The sequence below is a fragment of the Aeribacillus sp. FSL k6-2211 genome (assembly GCF_037966125.1).
GTDB classification, from domain to species: Bacteria; Bacillota; Bacilli; order Bacillales; family Aeribacillaceae; genus Aeribacillus; species Aeribacillus composti.
Genome location: NZ_CP150190.1, coordinates 293,764 through 314,816 on the forward strand (window position 1 = coordinate 293,764; position 21,053 = coordinate 314,816).

Annotated in this window: 17 protein-coding genes and 1 pseudogene; 12 read left to right on the plus strand and 6 right to left on the minus strand. The window is 38.5% G+C overall.

Annotated features, from left to right (window positions below):
- The first annotated feature begins 102 nt into the window (after window positions 1–102).
- From skfB to NSU19_RS01545, 6 genes are read left to right on the plus strand one after another with little or no spacing between them, the layout of a single operon-like run.
- Entirely contained in the window at window positions 103–1,338 is a 1,236-nt protein-coding gene (skfB, locus tag NSU19_RS01520; protein ID WP_066250467.1) for a sporulation killing factor system radical SAM maturase, read from the plus strand.
- Window positions 1,338–2,834, plus strand: a complete 1,497-nt coding sequence (locus NSU19_RS01525) for a type II CAAX endopeptidase family protein (protein WP_066250462.1) — start codon at window positions 1,338–1,340, stop codon at window positions 2,832–2,834. Before skfB ends, NSU19_RS01525 begins: the two co-directional genes overlap by 1 nt.
- A gap of 15 nt (window positions 2,835–2,849) precedes the next feature.
- Entirely contained in the window at window positions 2,850–3,572 is a 723-nt protein-coding gene (locus NSU19_RS01530; protein WP_063386521.1) for an ABC transporter ATP-binding protein, read from the plus strand.
- Window positions 3,565–5,013 carry a sporulation killing factor system integral membrane protein gene (gene skfF, locus NSU19_RS01535; RefSeq protein ID WP_339198393.1) on the plus strand — a complete coding sequence of 483 codons (1,449 nt, stop codon included), beginning with the start codon at window positions 3,565–3,567 and terminating at the stop codon, window positions 5,011–5,013. Before NSU19_RS01530 ends, skfF begins: the two co-directional genes overlap by 8 nt.
- 43 nt (window positions 5,014–5,056) lie before the next feature.
- Window positions 5,057–5,563, plus strand: a complete 507-nt coding sequence (locus NSU19_RS01540) for a HEAT repeat domain-containing protein (RefSeq protein WP_063386519.1) — start codon at window positions 5,057–5,059, stop codon at window positions 5,561–5,563.
- A 13-nt stretch (window positions 5,564–5,576) separates the two neighbouring features.
- Complete coding sequence (locus tag NSU19_RS01545) at window positions 5,577–5,999, plus strand: TlpA disulfide reductase family protein (RefSeq protein WP_094244947.1); 423 nt, start codon at window positions 5,577–5,579, stop codon at window positions 5,997–5,999.
- Between the two features lie 440 nt (window positions 6,000–6,439).
- On the opposite strand, the gene rhaB is transcribed toward NSU19_RS01545, so the two are convergent.
- From rhaB to tnpB, 6 genes and pseudogenes are all read right to left on the minus strand, one after another.
- A complete protein-coding gene (rhaB, locus tag NSU19_RS01550; protein ID WP_327873478.1) occupies window positions 6,440–7,921 on the minus strand; it encodes a rhamnulokinase in 1,482 nt (493 codons plus the stop codon).
- Between the two features lie 376 nt (window positions 7,922–8,297).
- Window positions 8,298–9,347 (minus strand): autoinducer 2 ABC transporter substrate-binding protein, encoded by a 1,050-nt coding sequence (locus tag NSU19_RS01555; protein ID WP_144596905.1) that lies wholly within the window; start codon window positions 9,345–9,347, stop codon window positions 8,298–8,300.
- Window positions 9,348–9,406: 59 nt separating this feature from the next.
- Window positions 9,407–10,375 (minus strand): ABC transporter permease, encoded by a 969-nt coding sequence (locus tag NSU19_RS01560; RefSeq protein ID WP_311066776.1) that lies wholly within the window; start codon window positions 10,373–10,375, stop codon window positions 9,407–9,409.
- 11 nt (window positions 10,376–10,386) lie between these two features.
- Window positions 10,387–11,370 (minus strand): ABC transporter permease, encoded by a 984-nt coding sequence (locus NSU19_RS01565; RefSeq protein ID WP_311066775.1) that lies wholly within the window; start codon window positions 11,368–11,370, stop codon window positions 10,387–10,389.
- Window positions 11,367–12,599 carry a sugar ABC transporter ATP-binding protein gene (locus NSU19_RS01570; protein ID WP_339198397.1) on the minus strand — a complete coding sequence of 411 codons (1,233 nt, stop codon included), beginning with the start codon at window positions 12,597–12,599 and terminating at the stop codon, window positions 11,367–11,369. Before NSU19_RS01570 ends, NSU19_RS01565 begins: the two co-directional genes overlap by 4 nt.
- 55 nt (window positions 12,600–12,654) lie before the next feature.
- A pseudogene (tnpB, locus tag NSU19_RS01575) lies at window positions 12,655–13,590 on the minus strand (IS200/IS605 family element RNA-guided endonuclease TnpB); the annotation flags it as partial.
- Between the two features lie 129 nt (window positions 13,591–13,719).
- On the opposite strand from tnpB, the gene NSU19_RS01580 reads away from it, so the two are divergent.
- The 6 genes from NSU19_RS01580 (at window position 13,720) to NSU19_RS01605 (ending at window position 20,855) form a co-directional block, all read left to right on the plus strand.
- Complete coding sequence (locus NSU19_RS01580) at window positions 13,720–14,922, plus strand: transposase (RefSeq protein ID WP_339192838.1); 1,203 nt, start codon at window positions 13,720–13,722, stop codon at window positions 14,920–14,922.
- Between the two features lie 253 nt (window positions 14,923–15,175).
- Window positions 15,176–16,426: an IS4 family transposase gene (locus tag NSU19_RS01585; RefSeq protein ID WP_339192832.1), complete on the plus strand. Its 1,251-nt coding sequence runs from the start codon at window positions 15,176–15,178 to the stop codon at window positions 16,424–16,426.
- Window positions 16,427–16,668: 242 nt separating this feature from the next.
- Complete coding sequence (locus NSU19_RS01590; protein ID WP_339198399.1) at window positions 16,669–17,766, plus strand: hypothetical protein; 1,098 nt, start codon at window positions 16,669–16,671, stop codon at window positions 17,764–17,766.
- Entirely contained in the window at window positions 17,763–19,076 is a 1,314-nt protein-coding gene (gene nagZ / locus NSU19_RS01595; protein WP_117017021.1) for a beta-N-acetylhexosaminidase, read from the plus strand. Before NSU19_RS01590 ends, nagZ begins: the two co-directional genes overlap by 4 nt.
- Window positions 19,077–19,179: 103 nt before the next feature.
- Window positions 19,180–20,019 carry a zinc ribbon domain-containing protein gene (locus tag NSU19_RS01600; protein WP_339198402.1) on the plus strand — a complete coding sequence of 280 codons (840 nt, stop codon included), beginning with the start codon at window positions 19,180–19,182 and terminating at the stop codon, window positions 20,017–20,019.
- A gap of 359 nt (window positions 20,020–20,378) precedes the next feature.
- Window positions 20,379–20,855, plus strand: a complete 477-nt coding sequence (locus NSU19_RS01605) for a flavin reductase family protein (RefSeq protein WP_327863033.1) — start codon at window positions 20,379–20,381, stop codon at window positions 20,853–20,855.
- Window positions 20,856–21,053: the final 198 nt, after the last annotated feature.

The following is a 21,053-nucleotide window of genomic DNA, read 5'->3' on the forward strand; positions in this document are numbered from 1 at the left end:
TTTGAGAAACAAAGTTAGAAAACGTGTCGAAAAAAAATTTTTTGACACCCCTTAAAACGGCTACAACCATTGATATATCAACATTTATAGAGGGAGGATTTTATGTCAAAATTGTTAGAAACGGCAACTAACACTTCACCAGAATTTGCGATCCACTTCCAACCTCATGGGGCCATTTTGCTTGACAGAAAAAGCATGTTCTATTTTAGACTTAGCGGCAGGGGAACAGAATTAGCTTTAATGCTTGCCAAAAATAACAGTGTTCAAAAAACGGCAAGAATTTGGGAGATTCTTTCAAAAGAAAAGGTAAGTGAGGAAGAATTAAATAACGAGCTAGATTCACATCCATTTACATCAGCGTGGAAAAAAGGCCTGCTAAATCACCCTTTGATGATCACCGGATCTACAGAGTACTATTTGCCAATCAGCTGCACCCTTCAATTAACAAATATGTGCAATTTGAAGTGTCCTTTCTGTTATGCAAGCTCAGGAAAACCGTATCCAGATGAACTATCATCTTCCCAATGGATAAAAGTGTTGCAAAAACTCGCATCTCACGGTGTAGCTGACATCACCATTACAGGCGGAGAAGCAAAGCTAACAAAAAATTTCTTGAAAATCATTGCCACAGCCAGTTCTTTATTTACGAACGTCAACCTTTTTAGCAATGGCCTAAATTGGCGCGACGATGAGATTGAACTGATCAGCCACTTGGGAAATGTCAGTGTCCAAATAAGTATAGATGGAAACAGCAGCACCCATGACAAGTTAAGAGGGAGAGAAGGAGGATTTTCCGAAAGCTTGAAAAATGCCGAACGTTTTGCTCAATCATCGGTTCCCGTCCTCATTGCTATGACTGTTAACCAACTCAACTACAAAGAAGTTTATGAAGTAATCGAAAAATCGGTGGAAGTTGGCGCAGTTGTATTTCGTGCGGGTCAAACTATTCCCGTAGGCAGAGCATCTGAATATCAAGACATGACAAGCGAAATGAAGGAGAAAGTAAAGCAGCAGTTGGCAGACGCAAAAAAAAGATGGAGTGATCAAATCATTATTATTGATTGGGAAGACCACCATCAAAATGATAGTCTTACAGATTTCTGCACGCCGGGATTTTTGTCATGGTATATTCGTGCGGATGGACAAGTTACACCTTGTCAAATTGAAGATACATCCCTTGGAAACGTCTTAAAAAACAGCATGCAGGAGATCGGTTCACCGGAAAGGCTAATGCAAGCGAAGCGACTTGCTAAACAATGTAGATGTATAGGAAAGATAGAATTACCTGAAGCCGATTTGCCTTTTACCATTCAAAAAGAAGCTGAGGTTAAACCATGATGACGACCATCATCCATTTATTATGGATCATCCTTCCTATTGCAGGAACCTTTCTGTTTTACAAATTCAAACCAAAAACGTACGAATCGCTATTATTACATAAAAAAGAAGCTCGGGAATTGGCAGTGCAATTCATTAAACGGTATTCCGGCATTGATGTATCAGATTGGGATTTTTATGCGATGTATTGGTACGACCGAAATACCGTCAATATGCTGCATCACCTAGGATTGTTAAACAAAGTTCGCCATATTTTATATCATTGGGGTTTAGTCGAATCATGGAGAATTAGATTCGTTCGAGAAAACCGATCAGTCATCATTGGCATCAATTCAAATGGAGAAATTACGTTTTACACCGCGAACCTGTCAAAGAAAGAAATGGCGAAACATAAAGGCGCTTTTTCCTCTCCGGAACAATTAAAAAAAGAGCTTGCCGTCTCAGATAATGGATTATGGGCTGCATCTCAATTCACAGGTGCAGGCAGAAAAGAAGAAGACTTGGAAAATATTGAAACGTACTGGTATATTGCCGAATCTCAACCAGTAAGAATGAAAATAACGGTTGAAATCCATAACGGGCAAATATTCTATATCGGTTCAGAACAAGAGATATTGACAGAAGACATCGAAACAGCGGTTAAGAAAGAGCAAATGGAATCTACCTTAAATATGACGGGAGTATTAGCGTCATGCCTGGCCGTTATTGCAGCGATCATCATCCTTATCAACCTTCGCCAAAATGCCGGCATCACTGCAAGCATCTTGCTGGGGGCGGTTCTATTCTTTTGTAACATCATAACAATAAAAGAAGACATTCAACTGAGCATCGTCAATACTTATGATTCCCGCCTCAGCATAAAAACGGTTTATGCTCTTGGAATCTTATCGGCAATTTTAGCAGGATTGGCCACAGGTTTCGTCGTATATATATGTTCATTGGCAGGGCACTCTTTGAGTAATGTTCTCCAAATAGCTTTTTTTGATAATGCTGTATGGCAGTTTTTCGTCGGCTTAAGTGTCGGCATCGGCTGCTTAGGTTTTTTTTCAGCAATTTTTTCATGGCTGGAAGAGAAAAATTGGCTGCGAATTTCTCCCGAGTTGTCCAATCGTACCATTTACTTGTCAGGCTTTACATTTAAACAAGGATTAAGCATCGGCCTGCAAAGCTCCATTGCAGAGGAAACAGTCTACCGTTTGTTGATCATTCCGACGATATGGTGGTTGAGCGGCAATTGGGCTTTGGCGATCATCATTTCCTCCATTCTATGGGCCATTATGCACCAAGGAACAGGATTTCATCCCAGATGGATCAGATGGATCCAATTAGTAATCTTTGGCATTATACTGGGATTCTTTTTCATCCAGTTCGGTTTTCTGTCCTCCTTAACCATTCATTTTATTTATAATTTTATTCTTGTCATGAAGCCGCTTTGGGATTACACTTTCCAGAAAAAATTGAAGGCCAGCGAAACCTTCAAACAACCCTCAGTATAACAATGGAGGAGAGGCATGAAGATCATCCAAGTAACCAATTTGAAGAAAAAATATCGTAACGGCGATGGTGTAGAAGATATAACTTTTTCCGTTCATTCAGGAGAAATCGTAGCCTTATTAGGGCCAAACGGGGCAGGTAAAACAACAACCATTAGGTGTCTCGCTGGATTATACACCCCTGATGATGGGACGATCAAAATTGCGGGGCATTCCCCTGGTACGGTTGAAGCGCAGCAATCCGCTTCGCTAATTCCGGATCACCCATATTTGTACCCTACCTTAACCGTAGCGGAACATTTGCAATTTCGCGCCAGAGCCTTCAAAGTTGAAAAAAAAGACCTTCAAAAAAAAGTTTATGAAGCTTTAAAAGAGGTAAATATTGAATCGTTGGCGGATCGATTAAGCGGGCAATTGTCAAGGGGACAAAAGCAAAGGGTTATTTTGGCTGGCGCCATTATACAAAACGCTTCTATATATATATTGGATGAACCAACAATCGGTTTGGATATTTCTTCCAAACAATGGCTTGCCAACTGGCTTGTCCGTAAATCAAAACATCATAGCGCCATTCTCATATCCACCCACAGCCTCGAATTTGTATTGGAAACGGCTAATAGAGTGTTATTAATTCGAGAAGGCCGTATTGTAAAAGAAATGGCCGTACCAAAAAACAACGAAGAATATCCAGCCTGGAAGCAAGAAGTCATACGCAGTTTAGGGGATTGGTCAAATGATTAATATTTGGTCATTTTTGTTCCTTCAAGCGAAAAGAGAAATCGATAGCCAAAAACACGGGATAAAATTCTTTCTGTTCATTTTTGTTTTATTTATATGGTTTTTTCATTTTCAACTTGAATGGGGGGCTAATTCCAGAAGTTGGGACATTACCTATACAGGATGGATTTGCTCAGGAATTTTTATTGTCATGACCATTTTTGGGCTGCTTTCCAACCGCATACCTGGGCTCATGCAAGACGTCATATGGCTTTATACCGCCCCTTATTCTTTCACTAAAATCGTTTATTCCATATTATTATGGCGATTGTCTTGGAAAGGGTTGCTCTGTCTTCTCTCAGGAATCACAGCTGATGCCGTTTATTTTTTGGCAGGAAATCCATTTGGCCGGTTAACAGCACAATCAATCCGATTACTTTGTCTCATTGTTTTATTAGAATCATGGATAATGGCTATGTCCTGTGCCAGAACTGTAAAAGGAACAAAAATTGCTTTCTCCTTTGTTGCCTTCATTCTCACCGTTATATATGGTATTGCTCTCTATGGTTCTTTTTTTCAAGCCAATGAATTGATTTGGCAGAAGTATATTAGCTACCATATCGGCTTTATCGGCTATTTATTTACAAACAGCTTTTTGCTGCAAGGGTTTCTTGCCTTTCTAATCATGATCGCCCTTTCGTTCATGATTATTCGAATAACAACGAAAAAATCGGAATGCAAAGAAAAATTGGTAAAAGAAGCTGATTTTTGGGCGGAGTTTCAAGATCATCAAACCGATTTTTTTAAAAACAGCCTGAAAGAGATGCACACATGGTGGGGGCTGAAAGGATTAAACGGTATTTTTTCTTTCCTTTGGCTCGAAATATTGCTTGCCAAGAAATACATTTTTTTTCATGCTACTCATTTGTTTGTTCTTCTCATCTTAGTTCCCGTTTTCATTGCAAAAAACATTTATTGGTTTTATATTTTGGTCGTTTTTACAATCGGAGCTTTTTTCAGCAGTTCCTACTATTCAGGATTAATTAGACATGCAAAGTCTGGAGATCTTTTTTTGCTGCCGGGAAAACTATGGAAAAAAGCATTGCTGCTGGAAGGATCGAATACCGCTTGGATCTTTCTATTTTATCTTTATTGCGTGGGTATGTGGCATTTCCATTTCAACACTGCTTTTACAGATTTCCTTTCATTTAGTTTGTACGGGCTTGGAGGATACATGCTCATGCTTTCCATCCGCTGGGCGGCATTTGTTAGAACATATAAAAAAGACCCCTCTCTCAGCCTGATTTCATACTATAAAAATTTTGCTTTCATTTGTATGGGGAGCACCCTTTGTTACATCCTTTTGTTTTTTCTTTTCAAAAACCTTCTTTTCTATTGGCTGCCTCTTTTCATGATCGTGTTAAGCACGATTTTATTCTTATCTTTCTATCAATATGAACGTTGAATCAGAAGGGATTTAATACTTTTTCTTAAGGAGATGAATTTTCATGAGTTCAAATGAAATAATCTCTCAAGCCTTAACGAAACTAAAAAGCAGCGATGAAGCAACGGTATTTCAAGGAGTGAAAGAGCTAAAAAAAACGGGAAAAGCCGCTGTCCCAATACTCATAAAAGCCTTAAAAGATGAGAAATCCCTCCGAATGATTTCATCCGTTGTGCTGGGGGAATTTGGTGCAGATGCAAAGGAAGCAGTTCCCGAACTCGCTTCGCTTTTAAAAGATGACGACGAAGATATAAGAATGTCAGCTGCTTTATCCTTAATGAGAATCGGACATCACAGTCTGAACGCCCTCGTTGAAGTTGCACGAAATACAGAAGGAAAACCGCGTTTTTGGGCATCATGGGCAATCTCCTTGATCGATCCGTCTAAAATTGAACCTCTTATGTTGAAGTGTCTAAAAGAAGAACTGGATAAGCCGTCCGGAATGGTCAGTCCTTTTGCCGCGGAGGAAGCAATTGGTAAAATTATCGCTATGCAACTAAAGGATCAATGAGGAGGAACAGCACATGGATTTAATACAAACAATGACAAAAGACTTGCCGTGGCTGAACGTTCCAAAAAACGGCCATGATTTCCCATCATCCAATCGGCTTTTGTTTTATTTTTGGTCAATTAGCTGCCCGTATTGCAGTGAATTAACGGATCAGTTATTAGAAGAAACAGTTAATCTTGAAACCTTTCATGTCATTGCCGTTCATGTACCTTATACAGCTGAAGAGAAAGCGTTGGAGCTTGTGAAAACACGAGTAGAGGAAAAAAAGATTACAATTCCTGTAGTTTTAGATCAAAACTATGCAATCGCACAATCTTTTGGTATTCAAGGAATCCCTGCTTTTTGCCTAGTCAATCAACAAATGAAGAAAGAATTATTAACAATGGGAGAGGAAGGTTTTCACAAAATGATGAAAAAAATTAAACAGCTAAAGTAAAGTCTTACCGCTTTTTTCTTGACTTTTTCACTGTAAAAAGAATCGGTTTACCTTTTTAAATATTTCTCTATTAAAATTTATGTTCAACATTCCGTTAACATTTTTCTTGGAGCAATAAATTGAGAGAAAAATTTTTTTGGTTCCTTTTGAAGTTCATTTATTTGCCTTTTGGAATAGTGTCTTTATTCTAAAATCTCTTTTATTGTACATGATCCGATAAAACGGCAGCTAATCTATTAAGACCATCAAAAGGAACCTTTCCATATTCTGTTTCATTTTGCGCCCCTAAGTTTAAATGAAATTTTTTGAGGCTGTTGGAAATGCTATTCCCCAACTCGATGTACTTTTTAATGATAATGCATTCCAATTGCTGGTGAACACAAATTGGAGCGCCGCTCATTCCTGATGTAACATAGGCACTATGAGTTATTGTGTTATGATCAATTTTTCTTATGGAGCCGGTACTCTGTACATATCCAGGAGAAAACAGCTTGTTTAAATTGTTCTTTTAATACATCGTTTCCGCTTTCTCTTGGATCAAAACGCTTTATAGAAAAAGAGTTCAAAACTAGATTCCGTCCTTCCTGTAAATTTGCAAGCTTTTTCTCCGCTATTAGCTGAATTAAAATATTTCCTACAGCCGTTGCTTCAGAGGGACCGGCAAAAACCGTTTTTCCGCTTACAGCAGCGGTCATTTCGTTTATGAAATCATTTTGCGAGCCGCCTCCGACAATATATAATGAATCGATTGTTCTGCCCGATATACTTTCAATTTCATCAATTGACAAGGAATATAGTATAGCCAGATTTGTAAATACACATCTCGCAATTTCTCCTGTTGATTGCGGCACAGGCTGAAGCGTTTCCCTGCAATATTTCTGAATTTCTTCTACCATATTGTCCGGATTAAAAAATCGCTGATCGTTAAAATTGATAAATTGTTTGCACGGAGGCGCCTTTCTTGCCTCATCAACCATTTGGGCAAAATTGTAATCTTTCGTTAAATGTCTTCTCACTTCTTGAATAATCCACATGCCCATAATATTTTTTAAAAAACGGTATGTCCCAAACACTCCCCACTCATTTGTATAATTGTAAAATAATGATTTTTCTGTAATGATTGGCGCATCCGATTCAATCCCAATCAAAGACCAAGTTCCGCTGCTTAAATACGCCCAATTTTTTTCAGCAGCAGGTACTCCTGCAACTGCGGAAGCTGTATCATGAGAACCGACTATAATCACTTTTGTTTCGGGCAGATCGTAATCAGGAAAATATTCGTTTCTGACATATCCGAGCATGTCCCCGGGGTAAGAAAACGGCGGAAACTGCTCACGCTCAATTGACAGCAGCTGAAGCAAATCTTGATCAAAATCTTTTTCTTTCACGTTTAAAAGCTGAGTACAAGATGCGCTTGTCACTTCCGTCACTGCACATCCAGTCAGTTTGTATCCTAAGTAATCAGGAACTGTCATAATCATTTTCGTTTTTTCAAGATTTTCTTTTTTTTCTTCATATAACTGGTATAAGGTGTTGAAGGATAAAAACTGAATGCCTGTTTTTTCATATATATCTTTTTTGGAAATATGCTTCGTAATCTTCTCAATCGTCCGTTCTGTTCTTTTATCTCTGTATGCTATGACCTCTTGCACCCTTTTTCCTTCTTGATCGACCAGCACATAATCTGTAGCCCAAGTATCGATTCCAAGTGTACACCTTTTCACTCCCAATGTTTTGGCATATGCCAATCCCTTTACAATTTCCGTCAGCAAATGATCAATATCCCAATAATACGTTCCATTTCGTTCCGTAAAACCATTGGCAAATCGGTGTATTTCTTCAATTGTCAATTTCCCATTTTTTATATCCCCTATGACAAGCCGTCCGCTTGATGCACCGATGTCAACTGCGATATGTGTCATTTTATCCCTCCTAAAATTCACACAATCTATGAAGCTGCTAAATGTTTCGCTTAAAAATTAGGATAGCATTCCATAACTAGACATTTTCTTGCTGCTCATGCAGCAGGTCAAAATCTGAGTAAACATTTGCAAACAACTTTTCTTCCATTCTTCAAAAAATTCATTGGCAGTAACCATTAAAAAAGTTTTCCCTTTCCACAAAGCAAGAAAAATCTCTTTACGTTTCCTGCCAATAAAAATATTGATATTTTAGCCTTCACTTTTTTATTGCAAGGCAAAGAACTTACCGGACCTGCAAAAATAGAAATACTTTCCAAAATAACGAAACCCCTCTCCAATTGCAAAAATGTGAGAGGGGTAATCTCTTTAACGAAAATTAGAAGTCATAGTCTTTGGCATTATCCTTTGTGAAATCTGTAGGCGGTCCCATAATGACCGTTTTACCATCCTCCCAAACTTCCACTTCTCCTACACCATCTATATTTTGGCCGTTTTCAGGCTTTTTGCCATCAACAAGATCTTTAGCTAAAGCGACTGTCAAATATCCTAATTTGTCAGGCTCCCAAAGGATTGCTACATCTAATGAGCCATCCTCTAAAAATGGAGCTGAATCCTTCGGAAGTGCTGTTCCGACAACAGCGATTTTGTCTTGAAGACCTTTCTCTTGAATAGCTTGAGCTGCGCCAAGAGGAGCAGGAGTTGAAAATGCCATAATCCCTTTAAGGTTCGGATATGATTTAATTAAATCAAGCGTTTTTTGGTATGCCACTTGCTGCTTTTCATCAGTCGCAATTTTATCTGTTACTAGCTTTATTCCTGGATAATTTTCTTCAAGCTCCTTCTTCGCTGCATCGATCCATGAATTTAAGTTTGCTGCCGCAAGACCACCTGTGAGAATGGCAATTTCCCCTTCTTCAGTCCCCATTTGTTCAACTAATGATTTTGCGATATGACGGCCATAAGCTTCGTCATCAATTTGGTGGACAGAAAGTTCAACTAAAGATTGATCTGCTGGTGTATCCCAGTCCATCACGATAATTCCTTTATCCTTCGCTTTTTGTAATACAGGCGATAATGCAGCTGCATCATTCGGTGCAACAGCAATTACATCCACATCTTGACTAATTAAATCTTCAATCACCTTAACCTGCTGGGCAGCATCTGCCTCTGTTGGACCTGTATAAATCACTTCGACTCCAAGATCTTTTCCCGCTTGAATTGCTCCTTTTTCAGATGCATTGAAATAAGGAATGCCAATTAGTTTAGGAACAACGGCAATTTTGATTTTTCCATCGCCCCCGCCAGCCTCATCTTTTCCATCTTTAGATGAATTTGAATTCCCCCCTGCACCCTGCTGAGAAACACATCCTGCAAGAAGACCAAATACAAGCAATAAAGCGACAAATAAACCTGCAATTTTTTTCATACTGTTCCTCCTTGTAAATTTATAGTTTATAAATCTTTTAACCAATTAAAGAAAAGTCATTATGCTGTTTCTGCAAGCTTTTTTTGCTTGTTTTCATCAGCCTTTACTTTAATAAAGTTAATAATTAACACCGCGATTAAAATAACCCCCATAATCACTGTCACAATCGGTCTCGGCACTCCCATTAGATTTAAGCCGCTGGATATCATTTGAAAAATCATAACTGCATATAACGTGCCGATCACTTTCCCATAGCCTCCTTGGATTTCAGTACCGCCAAGAACGGCTGCTGCAACGCTTTGCAATAAATAGGATGATCCAAGATCAACTTTTACTGTGTTATATCTTGATGTCATGATGATAGAAGCAATTGCTGCTAACAAAGCACTATATAAATACACCTTCATTAAAACCTTGCTGTTATTAACCCCTGAAAACAAGGATGCAACCGGATTGCTTCCAACCATATAAACTGATCTTCCCCATACTGTTTTATTCAGCAGTACGGAAGTCAAAATAGCGACAAAGAGAAAGATTATAATCGAAAGCGGAATGAGCCCCAGATAATAACCATTTCCAATCAGCGTGTACTCAGGGCTGAATCCGGATATTGAATTTCCTTTTGTAATGCTGAGAATAAGCCCTTCAAACAATACCATTGTCCCAAGGGTTACAAGAATCGGTGATACTCCGATCTTGGCAATAATAAATCCATTCATAAAACCGCAAAGAAGTCCAACTGCAATGCCTCCTAAAATCGCAATGATTATCGGATATCCATTGCTTGATAATATCGCAATTGCTACCCCTGCCAGCGCTGCCGTATACGTGATCGACAAATCGATTCCGCCTGTTACGATCACCACCATCATGGCTAAAGCAAACAAACCGAACTCAGGCAGCTGAAACATCATATTTGTCAAGTTATTGCTTGATAAAAATCCCGGAACACTTATGCTCATCAAAACAAATAGACCGATGGCAATGAGTCCGAGTATATTTTCTTTTGAAAGCGTAACCTGTTTCATCCTCTCCCCCCTTATGCTTCCACTTCAATTTTTGAAAGCTGCTTTTGCGAGCGTTTATATTGAATATGGTCATACGATACAGCGATTAATATAATTGCCCCTGTAAAAACCTTTTGCCAGAAAGTATCAATTTTCGCTAATATTAATCCATTTTGTATAATTCCTAGCAGAAGAACACCTAATATCGTTCCAAATATTGTTCCGCGTCCTCCCATTATATTGGCTCCTCCCAGCACCACTGCAGCAATAACCATTAATTCCAAGCCAATCATTCCGTTCGGATCTACCGCTTTTGTATAAGAAGTTTGAGCAATCGCAGCAATCCCTGTTAAAAAGCCCATATAAGAAAAAACAAATATTTGAACTTTGCTGTAGTTAATTCCGACTCGGACAGCCGATTCTTTGTTTCCGCCAATAGCCATTACTTCGCGGCCGATTAATGTATATTTAAGAATGTACCATGTCAAAGCTGCTGTAATGATAAAAAGCCAAATAATAATGGATATTCCAAAAACAGAGAAATTCGAAAATTTCAAGAAAACAGTTGGGAAGTTGCTGCTGTTCAAGTATTGGCCGTTTGTAATATACAGAACAAGTCCGTTAATAATACTCATCATCCCTAAAGTAACGACAATCGCCGGAATTTGAATTTTTGCAACTAAAATTCCATTGATGGAGCCTAACAGCACTCCGAAAAGCGGAGCAATGACAAAAATTAACACAATGGTCAGTGGGCTATCAGGCAAAAACATCATCGTCTTGCCCAAAACGACACATACCGCGCTTGTCACTGCTGCAACAGATACATCAATCCCCCCTGTAATGATGACAAGCGTCATTCCAATAGCCAAAATGCCTAATACTGCATTTCCTTTCACAACATCCAACAAATTATCTGCTGTTAAAAATACCGGGCTAATGAAGGCCAATATGATGCATAGAAGTAAAATAATGACAGCAACGCTCATTTCTTTTGATTTTAAAAACGCTTTCATAATTGTGCCTCCTCGCGGACCTTACCCTTTTGCCCAAGCAATGCAAGGTTCATGATGCTTTCCTGTGTCGCTTCATGAATCCCGAGTTCGCCTGCAATTCGTCCATGGCGCATAACGATAATGCGATCGCTAACAGCAAGCACCTCAGGAAGTTCAGAAGAAATCACAATGATTCCCATTCCATTTGCCGCTAATCCTCTTAAAAGCTTATGGATTTCTGACTTGGCACCGATGTCAATTCCGTTAGTCGGCTCATCGATAATCAAAATTTTAGGATTTGTTGACAGCCACTTTCCTATGACTACCTTTTGTTGATTTCCGCCTGACAAATCGCCGGCAGCCCTGTATGGCAGCGGCGGTCTGACATCTAATGATTGTATATAATGCTCAGCTAATTCTATTTCTTTTCTTCGATTAATCAGCAAAAATTTATTTTTTAATTTTTTCAACACAGGAAGCGAAATATTGTTAATGATTGATTGTCTTAAAATAAGCCCTTGCGTCTTCCGGCTTTCAGGAATATAAGCAATTCCTTTTTTTACTGCCTCTTCTGAAGACTTGATCACAGTCTTTTGACCGTTAATGATGATGTCCCCTTTGTAAGGACGATTAATGCCAAAAATAGCTTGCGCCAGCTCGGTGCGACCAGAGCCTACTAGCCCTGTAATTCCAAGAACCTCCCCTTCCCTCAGTTCAAATGAAATATCTTTGAAATTTCCTTCTTTCGCAAGGTTTCTTACTTCAAGCAATGTTTTGCCTGAGGCTGCCTTTTCTTTATTTTTTTCATATAAAATTTTCCGGCCAACCATTAACGTAATTAGTTTTTCTTCTGTTAATTCATTTGCATGATACGTACCGACATATTTGCCATCACTTAGAACGGTGAATCGATCAGAAACTGTAAAAAGTTCTTTTAATTTATGGCTTACAAAAATAATTGAAATCCCTCTTTTTTTCAAAGAAAATATAACTTCGTACAGCTTCTCTACTTCACCGGCGGAAAGTGATGATGTCGGCTCATCCATGACGATTAATTTCGCATCAAACGCAAGCGCCCTCGCTATTTCGACCATCTGCTGCTGGGCTATGCTCAGTTTTTCTACCGGTGTTGAAACATCAATCTCAAAATCAAGCTCTTTTAAAGCCTTTTTGGCCGTTTTTTCCATAAGAGCCCAATCAACTTTTTTCCAAGAATGCTTATCGCTGTCTCTTCCTATTTGAACTACCACTAGGCTAAAGCCGTAGTGGATTCCTAAGTACAGAGTTCTACCGAACTCTAATTGATTAGGCTATCCCCGTAGTTCCTACGGTTAATCGCAAGGCTTCCTTGCGAAGATTTAAACTTGCGTTAATATCTCGGTTATGATGGGTATGACAATTAGGACACACCCATTCACGCAATGCAAGATTTTTAACGTCTTTGTTTTTGTAGCCACAGCACGAACAAAGCTGGCTGGATGGAAAATTTTTCGATACGGTAACAACTTGCTTTCCGTACCATTTCGCTTTGTATTCTAACATCGTTCTAAATTGTGACCATGATACTTCGCTAATTGCTTTAGCAAGATTGTTATTTTTTAACATATTACTTACAGACAAATCTTCCATCCCGATAATGTCGTGGTTTTTGACAATATAGGTGGAGATTTTATGCAAGTAATCGTTTCTAGCGTTTGTGATTTTTTCATGAATACGAGCAACTTTAATTCGTTGTTTGTTCCAATTAGAACCACCTTTTTTACGTCTTGATAGAATCCGTTGTGCTTTTGCTAATTTTTCTTCTAATCTTCGAAAAAACTTAGGATTAGAGTAAATCGTTCCATCTGAAAGAATAGCAAATTCTTTCAAGCCGACATCTATGCCAACAGCAGAGTCAGTTTTAGGTAATTCCTGAACTTCTGTTTCTACAAGAATGGATACAAAATATTTTCCACTTGGATTACGTCTAATTGTTGCATTGAGAATGCGACCTTCTACTTCACGACTCTTTGCAAAACGAATCCATCCAAGTTTAGGCAGCTTGATTTTATTATCATCAATAGCAATATTGTCATTTGTATACTTTGTCGTGTAAGACTGAACAGGATTTTTCTTGGACTTAAAACGTGGTTTATCGTTTTGTTTCTTGAAGAAACGGGAATAAGCGTCAGCAAGATTTTTTAATGACGATTGAAGTGCAATACTATCCACTTCTTTTAGCCAAGTTAATTCTTTTTTTAATTGAGCATTTTGCATATTTTTTGACCCAAGAGCCATAAGGATTTCAAAGACATAAAAAAGGACTTCACCCCTAAAATGTAGAATTTTTGAAGTGACGAAACCACAAAAATTCAAAAGGAGGAAGTCACTTTGTATATTCTACAAGAAAGCCTATTTTCCTTTGAAGAACTGCAAAAATTAGAGTCAAAAGAGAAATTACCTATCTTTTTTAGCTCGCTTGATTTACGCCCTTATGCTAAACAGTTGAGAAGTTCTTCACCCCGAGGGGCTGACGGTCATTCCAGAGAAGGGATTCTAAGGGCTCTCATCGCTGCCCCACTCGAAGGCATCGACACCTTTACCGCCCTTCATCATCGATTGGATAAAGACCTTCGTTTCCGTTATCAATGCGGTTTATCGATTGATCGCCCCGCACCGTCTATCTCCACTCTCAGCCGGGTTTTTGCGGCACTTACCAAAAAAAAGCTGGCTGAAAAGATCTTCCTTGACTTGGTACAGTTAGCTCAGGAGGAAGGAATAATTGACGGCAGCCACCAGGCCATCGACAGTGCCGCCATTGATGCCTATGAAAAGAAACAGCCCAAAAAGCGTAGTGAACAAACGGGTAATGCCAATTGGGGCGCAAAATATGATTCCTTCGGCAATAAAATTACCTGGTTTGGCTATAAGATGCATCTTTCAGTCGATACCGCAAGCGAACTGCCAATAGCCATAAAAGTAACCCCTGCCCATGTGAACGATGGAGAAGTCGCACCAGAATTAATAGAGCAAGTGGCAGAGCGTACCAAATCCAAAATTGAATTTCTGATCATGGATGGCGGATATGACCAACTAAAAAACTATGAATCAGCCAAAAACATTGGAGCGCAAGCCATTATCCCGCTCAATTTGCGCAACGAAAAAGAGCCTCCTGAAGGGATTTCTTCCAATGGAACTCCGCGTTGTTCCATGGGTTATGAAATGACTTATTGGGGAGCTGATAAGGACCAGCTCAAGTTCAGATGTCCTCACGCAACCGGCAAAGTGGATTGCCCATTAGGAATGGCAGCCTGTTCATCTTCCAACTATGGAATGGTGGTAAAAGTCGACATCAAAAAGGATGTGCGCCGATATTCCAATCCGCACCGTGATACAAAACGTTGGAAAGAGCTTTACAACGAGAGGACAAGTGTAGAACGCTGTAATTCAAGAATGAAAAGCTACCTTACGGCGAACTCCCTACATGTATGGGGAATTGAAAAAGTAAAGACCCATATTTACCTGAACGCTATTGTATTACTTGTTTCAGCGCTAGCGATGGCAAAGGAAAATAAAGGGAAGAAAGCCGCTTAAAAAAATTCAATGTGAAAAATTCTGTAGGTATGCCCGAAAACAAGATTATTGTAATATTTTGTAAAATAACATGCTGGTAGCTATTTGCCGAGTGCTTTATTTTTTATACTTTTATCCAGTAGCATTGCATTAAGTTAATTTTAATTTGTCAAGCCCAATTTTATGTTAAATTTCATCTTTTTGGATATAAAAAAACTCCTTATAATTAGGATTGGCAGTCCTATCCAAATCCTAAGAATAAGGAGAAACCATTATGGATAAGAATACCACAGAATCCACAATAAATGAACTATTTAAAGAGATCGATCCAATAACTTTTTCAAAACTAATTAATGTGATTGACGTTGACAAATACATTAAAAAATTAACGGCGTATAAGTTTTTACAACTTTGTATCATCGCTCAGTTAAACGAATTGGAAAGCTTAACAAAATTGGCCAAACATTTGAAAGACAAGGAAGAGTTGCAGACATATCTGGAATTTGATGCAATTAGTACTTCGCAACTTTCTCGCAAATTAGGCCAATTATCCCCTCAACTGTTTGAAAAAGTATTTAAATATCTGGTCTTAAAGATCCAAGGGCAAATGAAAAATGCCCCGATCATCCGAAACATTGGTCGTCTTCTGGTCATTGATTCTACCACGATGAGCATGAGTTTGAGCCAATATCCATGGGCAACTTTTCGTAAGACAAAGGCTGGTGTTCGACTCCATTTAAAGGTTGTTGTAACGAAGGATATCACTGTTCCGGATCAAGGGATTATCTTACCCGCGAAACATGCCGATCGCACACAGATGGACGAACTCATTGAAATCGATCCAAATGCGATTTACTTGTTTGATCGAGGGTATGTCGATTACAAACAGTTCGACCGCTTATGCCGAGAAGGGGTGCGATTCATTACCCGGCTTAAAAAGAACGCAGAGATTGAAGTTTTATCGGAACGGATTCCCAATCCAGAACGTTTGATTTATAGGGATCAGATTGTCATTTTAGGAAATGACCGTAATCATACCAAAATGACTCATCCTCTCCGATTGATCGAAACGGTCGACAGCGAAGGGAATCCCGTGATCATCATAACCAATTGCTTTGATCTTTCTGCGGAAGAGATTGCAGATTTATACCGATATCGCTGGAAGATAGAGACCTTCTTTAAATGGATGAAACAGCACCTTAAGATAAAAAGATTTTATGGAAAAAGTCAAAATGCCGTTTACAATCAAATTTGGATCGCCCTAATCACCTATTGCTTACAGGCCATGCTCCAATTAAAAGTGAATCACGATGGTCCTTTATTAGAGATCAAGCGAACTTTACAGAATCTGCTTTTTAAAGGTTTTGACTGTTTTGTTCGCTCCCTTTTTAAAAAGCCAATTCGAACGTCCAACGGTCGGAAAAAATACCATTGGGAAAAAGATTTTGAAACCATCGTGTACCAATTTGAAGAAGGGGAGGTGGAACACCTAGACGATTTAGTTTATGATCCAATGTTTCTGTAATATATTACCAAATTGTGGAAATGGACTGCCGATTAAGACGTCATTGTCCTTTTAAGCTTGCTTAGAAAGATTGTATGTCTGAATATTCAGTTACATGAAATAACTGGAATTTTTATTGAGCTTGACAAACATTAAATTTTTTTATGCAACGCTACTGATTTTTTATTGTAAAATCGATCTATAAACCGACAAAACTTGTGGAAAATTTTATTCTAGCTGTCAACAATCATGATGCAAAAAAAGTGGCTCATTTACTAAACTCGAAGCAATCGGATATAAAAATAGATGAAAAAGTGGCCAAACAATTAATTGACTATTATCAAATGAACCCATCGGAATTTTCTGAACTGAAAAATAGCTTGCATGAAGAAGCCGTTATTTATGAAAAAGGGGCATTTCCTGAGCATACGGATGCAGATATTTCGATCAATAAATTAGGGAAAAAATGGTTATTTTTTGATTATTATGCACTCATACCTAAAAATTTATATATTGTCGTAACGGCAAATCATGATAGCCATATTTACATAGATGGGAAAAAATATGAACCTATAAAAAAAGACGAAGAACGGACTTACGGGCCGTTTTTGCCAATCAATCATAAAGTACAAGCAGTATACAAAGGAGAATACGCAGACGTAAAGCAAGTGGAAGAAGTTTCGCCAAGTGATGCAGAAGAAAATAAAGTGTACATAAATTTTGATTTAACTGGAGATTATGTATATTTATATTCAAATATTGAAGATGCCACTTTATTCGTCAATGGAAAGAGCACAGGTTTAAAAATTTCGGATGTAGAAGAGTTTGGGCCAGTTGCAACAGACGGTTCGATGACGCTTCATGCCGAAATCAAAACTGCTGATGGTACGTTGAAAAGCAATAAAAAGACAATTAAAGAAGCCGGGGAAACGATTGATCTATTATTTGAACAAGAAATTCCAATGGAAGATTTCGAAGATATTGGAGATTCATTAAAAGACTATCATGATGAACAATCGGAGATCGAAAATGTGATTATGAGCCATTATACTAGTATTTCAAGCGGTGATTACGAATCGGCATATGCACTGTTTTCCTCAAGCCGTCGCAGTAAAATTAGCTATGAAAAATGGTCTAAAGGGCTAAAAAACAATTTTAAAAATGAAGTTACGAATGTAAGTGTGGAAAGTATAGAAAATGATCAAGCGACAGTGAGTTTTCAATTAACTTCTTATGACAAACAGGACGACGGCTCCACATTAGTACAAGAATGGGGAGGGAAATGGTATTTAGTGAAGGAATCAGACGGCTGGAAATTAGCAACGCCTGAAATTAAAAAGCTAAATACTAGAACGGAATGAAATGGAAATCTTTGCTTCTCATTTTCGCCATATTTATTTTGAGTATTTTTGCCATTATATCAATCCCGAAATTGCCGCTCTTTCAGGAAAATCAAAAAACAAAGATTCAAGACCAGCATGAAGAACCGGAAGTAAAAGAAGCGGGTAATGTTGCAGCTTTGCAAGAAGAAAAAAACGATAAGAAAGAAGAAACGGTCGAAGAAAAAGCAGCTAGAATAGTGGATGATATGTCTTTGGGCGAGAAGGTCGGCCAGCTTTTGATGGTGGGCTTTAAAAGCACGGAAAAAGACGAGGAAATAACCGATTTAATCGTAAACAAACATATCGGTTCTGTCATTTTGTTTGACCGCAACATGGAGACTCCGGAACAAGTTGCGCAATTAAATAATTCTTTGCAAAGGCTCGCGCTGAAAAAGCGGTTTGGAGTGCCGCTTATGATCGGAGTGGACCAAGAAGGGGGAGACATTTTGCGGATGAGAGAAAAAGTGTCTCCCATCCCGTCCCAACAGAAGCTAGGGCAAGCTGCAAATGAAAAAGCGGTGTACGATATTGCTCTTCTGAACGGAAGGGAATTGGCTGCCATGGGATTTCATCTAAATTTTGCACCCGTTTTGGATTTGTCAGAGACTGACAGCCGATCTTTTGGTACAAATCCGGAAGCGGTCTATACGTATGGTGCAAAAGTGGTTCAAGGATTGCATGAAGCGAAGATTACAGCAACGCTCAAGCATTTTCCCGGCAACGGAAGAAGCAGTGTTGATCCGCATATTGACACTTCTTCTGTAAAAGCGGACAAATTGGATTTGGAGAATTCCGATATTTATCCATTTAAAAAGCTCATTGAAAATACAGATCACAATCAATTTTTCATTATGATGACTCACATTAAATATCCAAGTTATGATCCTAGCAAACCAGCAAGTTTATCTTCTGTTATGATTCAAAAGCTGCTTCGGGAAAAGCTGGGGTATAAAGGAATTGTTGTCACGGATGATCTTGAAATGGGCGCAGTAAATAAATATTATTCATATGAAGATATGGCAATCGAAGCGATTAATGCCGGAGCGGATTTGCTGCTCGTTTGCCATGAATATGAGCATCAAGTGGAGGTTTATAATGGCTTAGTGAAAGCAGTGAAAGACGGAAAAATTCAAGAAAAACGCATCAACGAAGCGGTGACAAGAGTGCTAATGCATAAATTATCCACTATTCAAAATCCGATCGTTGATCCGCAATATGCGAAAGAAACAGTTGGAAGCAAGGAGCATAAAACACTGATCGAAAATTGGATGAATACAAAGGAACAGTGATTCAATTAAATTCGTAGAAGACCTTCATTCAATGTTTGGGCAAGCCGATTGTAGGCGGCTGCCCATGTTATACCAATAAATAGAGGAGGAACAATAGAGGAAAATGATTTGTCATCAATGTGGAAATGAACAAGAAAAAGGAAATTTTTGTGGGAAATGCGGAGCAAAATTGAATAATGATCCAAATCTACAAGAAACAGCGGGAGGCGGCGGGGATCAGGTTTCAATTAACAGAAATCCCCAACCGTCTTATGGCCAAGCAGCTTCCACGCAAATGAATGAACATGTAGAAAAGGTTAAAAAGCAGTCGAAAGTGTATGGAAGCTATTTCGTTCATTTTTTGAAACATCCGTCATCCATTTTTGGCAAAGAAAAAAATGAATGGGTGAATGGCTTTATCAGCATTATTTTATTTGTGTTCATTGTCACACTAACGGTTAGCGTTTTTGTCCGCAATCTATTTAAATCGGCAATTCATGGTACTCAAGGACTGATAAATGAGTTTTATGATGGACCTTCGTATGTTTCGGTATTTTTTAATGTTTTTATATTTGTTTTTCTTATTGTTGCGCTCGTGTTATTGTGTATGTTCATTGTTAATAAATTGTTTGGATCAAGTGCATCTTTTAAAGAGGTAACAGCTATATATGGAGCACATCTTACCACCGCGATCATTGTTTCGCTTATCGCGTTATTGCTAGTTTTGTTAAAATCCCATGTTTATGGAAACATTGTGCTGAGCATTTCACTTTTGCTTGCGATCGTTTTAATTCCATATTATTTGATAAGTGTACTGCTAACGAAATATTCAAAAGGAATAGATCCTTTATACTCATTTATTATCTATGTTGCTATATTTTCCATCGTGTTTGCGATTTTTATCGGTATATTGGCTGATTCGGCAATGGGGAGAATTGTTGATCAATGGAGATATTTTTGGTGATGGAGTGACATTGAACATTTTGAACGAATCTAAATATTAGCTGCTTTAATTTTCATACAATATAGACTACACAATGAGTACCGTTAAGCCTTAAAAGCATCAGATCACCTTCTGCGCTGGTATGCCCGCCGCATACCAGCGTTTCATATGTTAATAGGCTGATTTTCATTCTATTGTATGATATGACGTTTTAAGTTGAGGTCATTATGAGAGAATTGGAAGCAGTATGGAACAATTGGCCGATATTCTAGGTAAACGACAAGCAAAAACTGGACATATTATGATCGTTTGCCTAAAATGAAGGTAAAGGAATACCAAAACAAACCAAAAATTGATTTCAAAGGAAGGTGATGTTCAAAATGGATGCAAAGGCGAAAAAAACGGCTTTACGTGGAATTACATATGGCTTGTACATTGTTGGTACGAAAGATGAAAACGGTGCCAATGGATTTGCTGGAAATTGGTTGACTCAAACCTCTTTTGAACCGCCTTTAGTTGCAGTTGCTGTAAAAGCGGGTACACGTTCACAACAACAAATTGCCAAAAGCGGGGTATTTAGCGTCAATATTTTGGAGACGGGGCAGAAGGAAATGGTTACTGCTTTTTTCCGATCCATTGAACCGGAAGGAAACAAGCTGGCTGGATACGAATTTTATACGGAAGAAACAGGATGCCCGATTTTTAAAGATGCGTTGAGCTTTTTTGAGTGTAAAGTGGTGGAAAAAATAGAAAAAGGTGACCACTACATTTACGTCGGTGAAGTGATCAATGCCGGTGTGCACCGGGAAGGCGATCCGCTAACATTGAAAGAAACCGGTTTTTATTATGGAGGCTAAACTTTTTATAAGAAAAATGTTTCGGTTAAAAAGACCTGCAAATTTTATTATTTGAGACAAAAAATAAGAAAATAGTTTTGTTCGGCAAAAGGTTGAAGCAAGATTTTAAAGAATAAGCGATGATGACTTACGATTGCTTGAAGCAGGCGTTCATTTCCGTCTGCTTCAAGCGTTTTTTCCAAGTGAATGTACGTAGTA

What these genes read in the sequence shown, in the direction of transcription:
- skfB (WP_066250467.1), top strand. Translation starts at nt 103, where the DNA reads ATGTCAAAATTGTTAGAAACGGCAACTAACACTTCACCAGAATTTGCG.
- NSU19_RS01525 (WP_066250462.1), top strand. Translation starts at nt 1,338, where the DNA reads ATGACGACCATCATCCATTTATTATGGATCATCCTTCCTATTGCAGGA.
- NSU19_RS01530 (WP_063386521.1), top strand. Translation starts at nt 2,850, where the DNA reads ATGAAGATCATCCAAGTAACCAATTTGAAGAAAAAATATCGTAACGGC.
- skfF (WP_339198393.1), top strand. Translation starts at nt 3,565, where the DNA reads ATGATTAATATTTGGTCATTTTTGTTCCTTCAAGCGAAAAGAGAAATC.
- NSU19_RS01540 (WP_063386519.1), top strand. Translation starts at nt 5,057, where the DNA reads ATGAGTTCAAATGAAATAATCTCTCAAGCCTTAACGAAACTAAAAAGC.
- NSU19_RS01545 (WP_094244947.1), top strand. Translation starts at nt 5,577, where the DNA reads ATGGATTTAATACAAACAATGACAAAAGACTTGCCGTGGCTGAACGTT.
- rhaB (WP_327873478.1), bottom strand. Translation starts at nt 7,921, where the DNA reads ATGACACATATCGCAGTTGACATCGGTGCATCAAGCGGACGGCTTGTC.
- NSU19_RS01555 (WP_144596905.1), bottom strand. Translation starts at nt 9,347, where the DNA reads ATGAAAAAAATTGCAGGTTTATTTGTCGCTTTATTGCTTGTATTTGGT.
- NSU19_RS01560 (WP_311066776.1), bottom strand. Translation starts at nt 10,375, where the DNA reads ATGAAACAGGTTACGCTTTCAAAAGAAAATATACTCGGACTCATTGCC.
- NSU19_RS01565 (WP_311066775.1), bottom strand. Translation starts at nt 11,370, where the DNA reads ATGAAAGCGTTTTTAAAATCAAAAGAAATGAGCGTTGCTGTCATTATT.
- NSU19_RS01585 (WP_339192832.1), top strand. Translation starts at nt 15,176, where the DNA reads ATGGATAAGAATACCACAGAATCCACAATAAATGAACTATTTAAAGAG.
- nagZ (WP_117017021.1), top strand. Translation starts at nt 17,763, where the DNA reads ATGAAATGGAAATCTTTGCTTCTCATTTTCGCCATATTTATTTTGAGT.
- NSU19_RS01600 (WP_339198402.1), top strand. Translation starts at nt 19,180, where the DNA reads ATGATTTGTCATCAATGTGGAAATGAACAAGAAAAAGGAAATTTTTGT.
- NSU19_RS01605 (WP_327863033.1), top strand. Translation starts at nt 20,379, where the DNA reads ATGGATGCAAAGGCGAAAAAAACGGCTTTACGTGGAATTACATATGGC.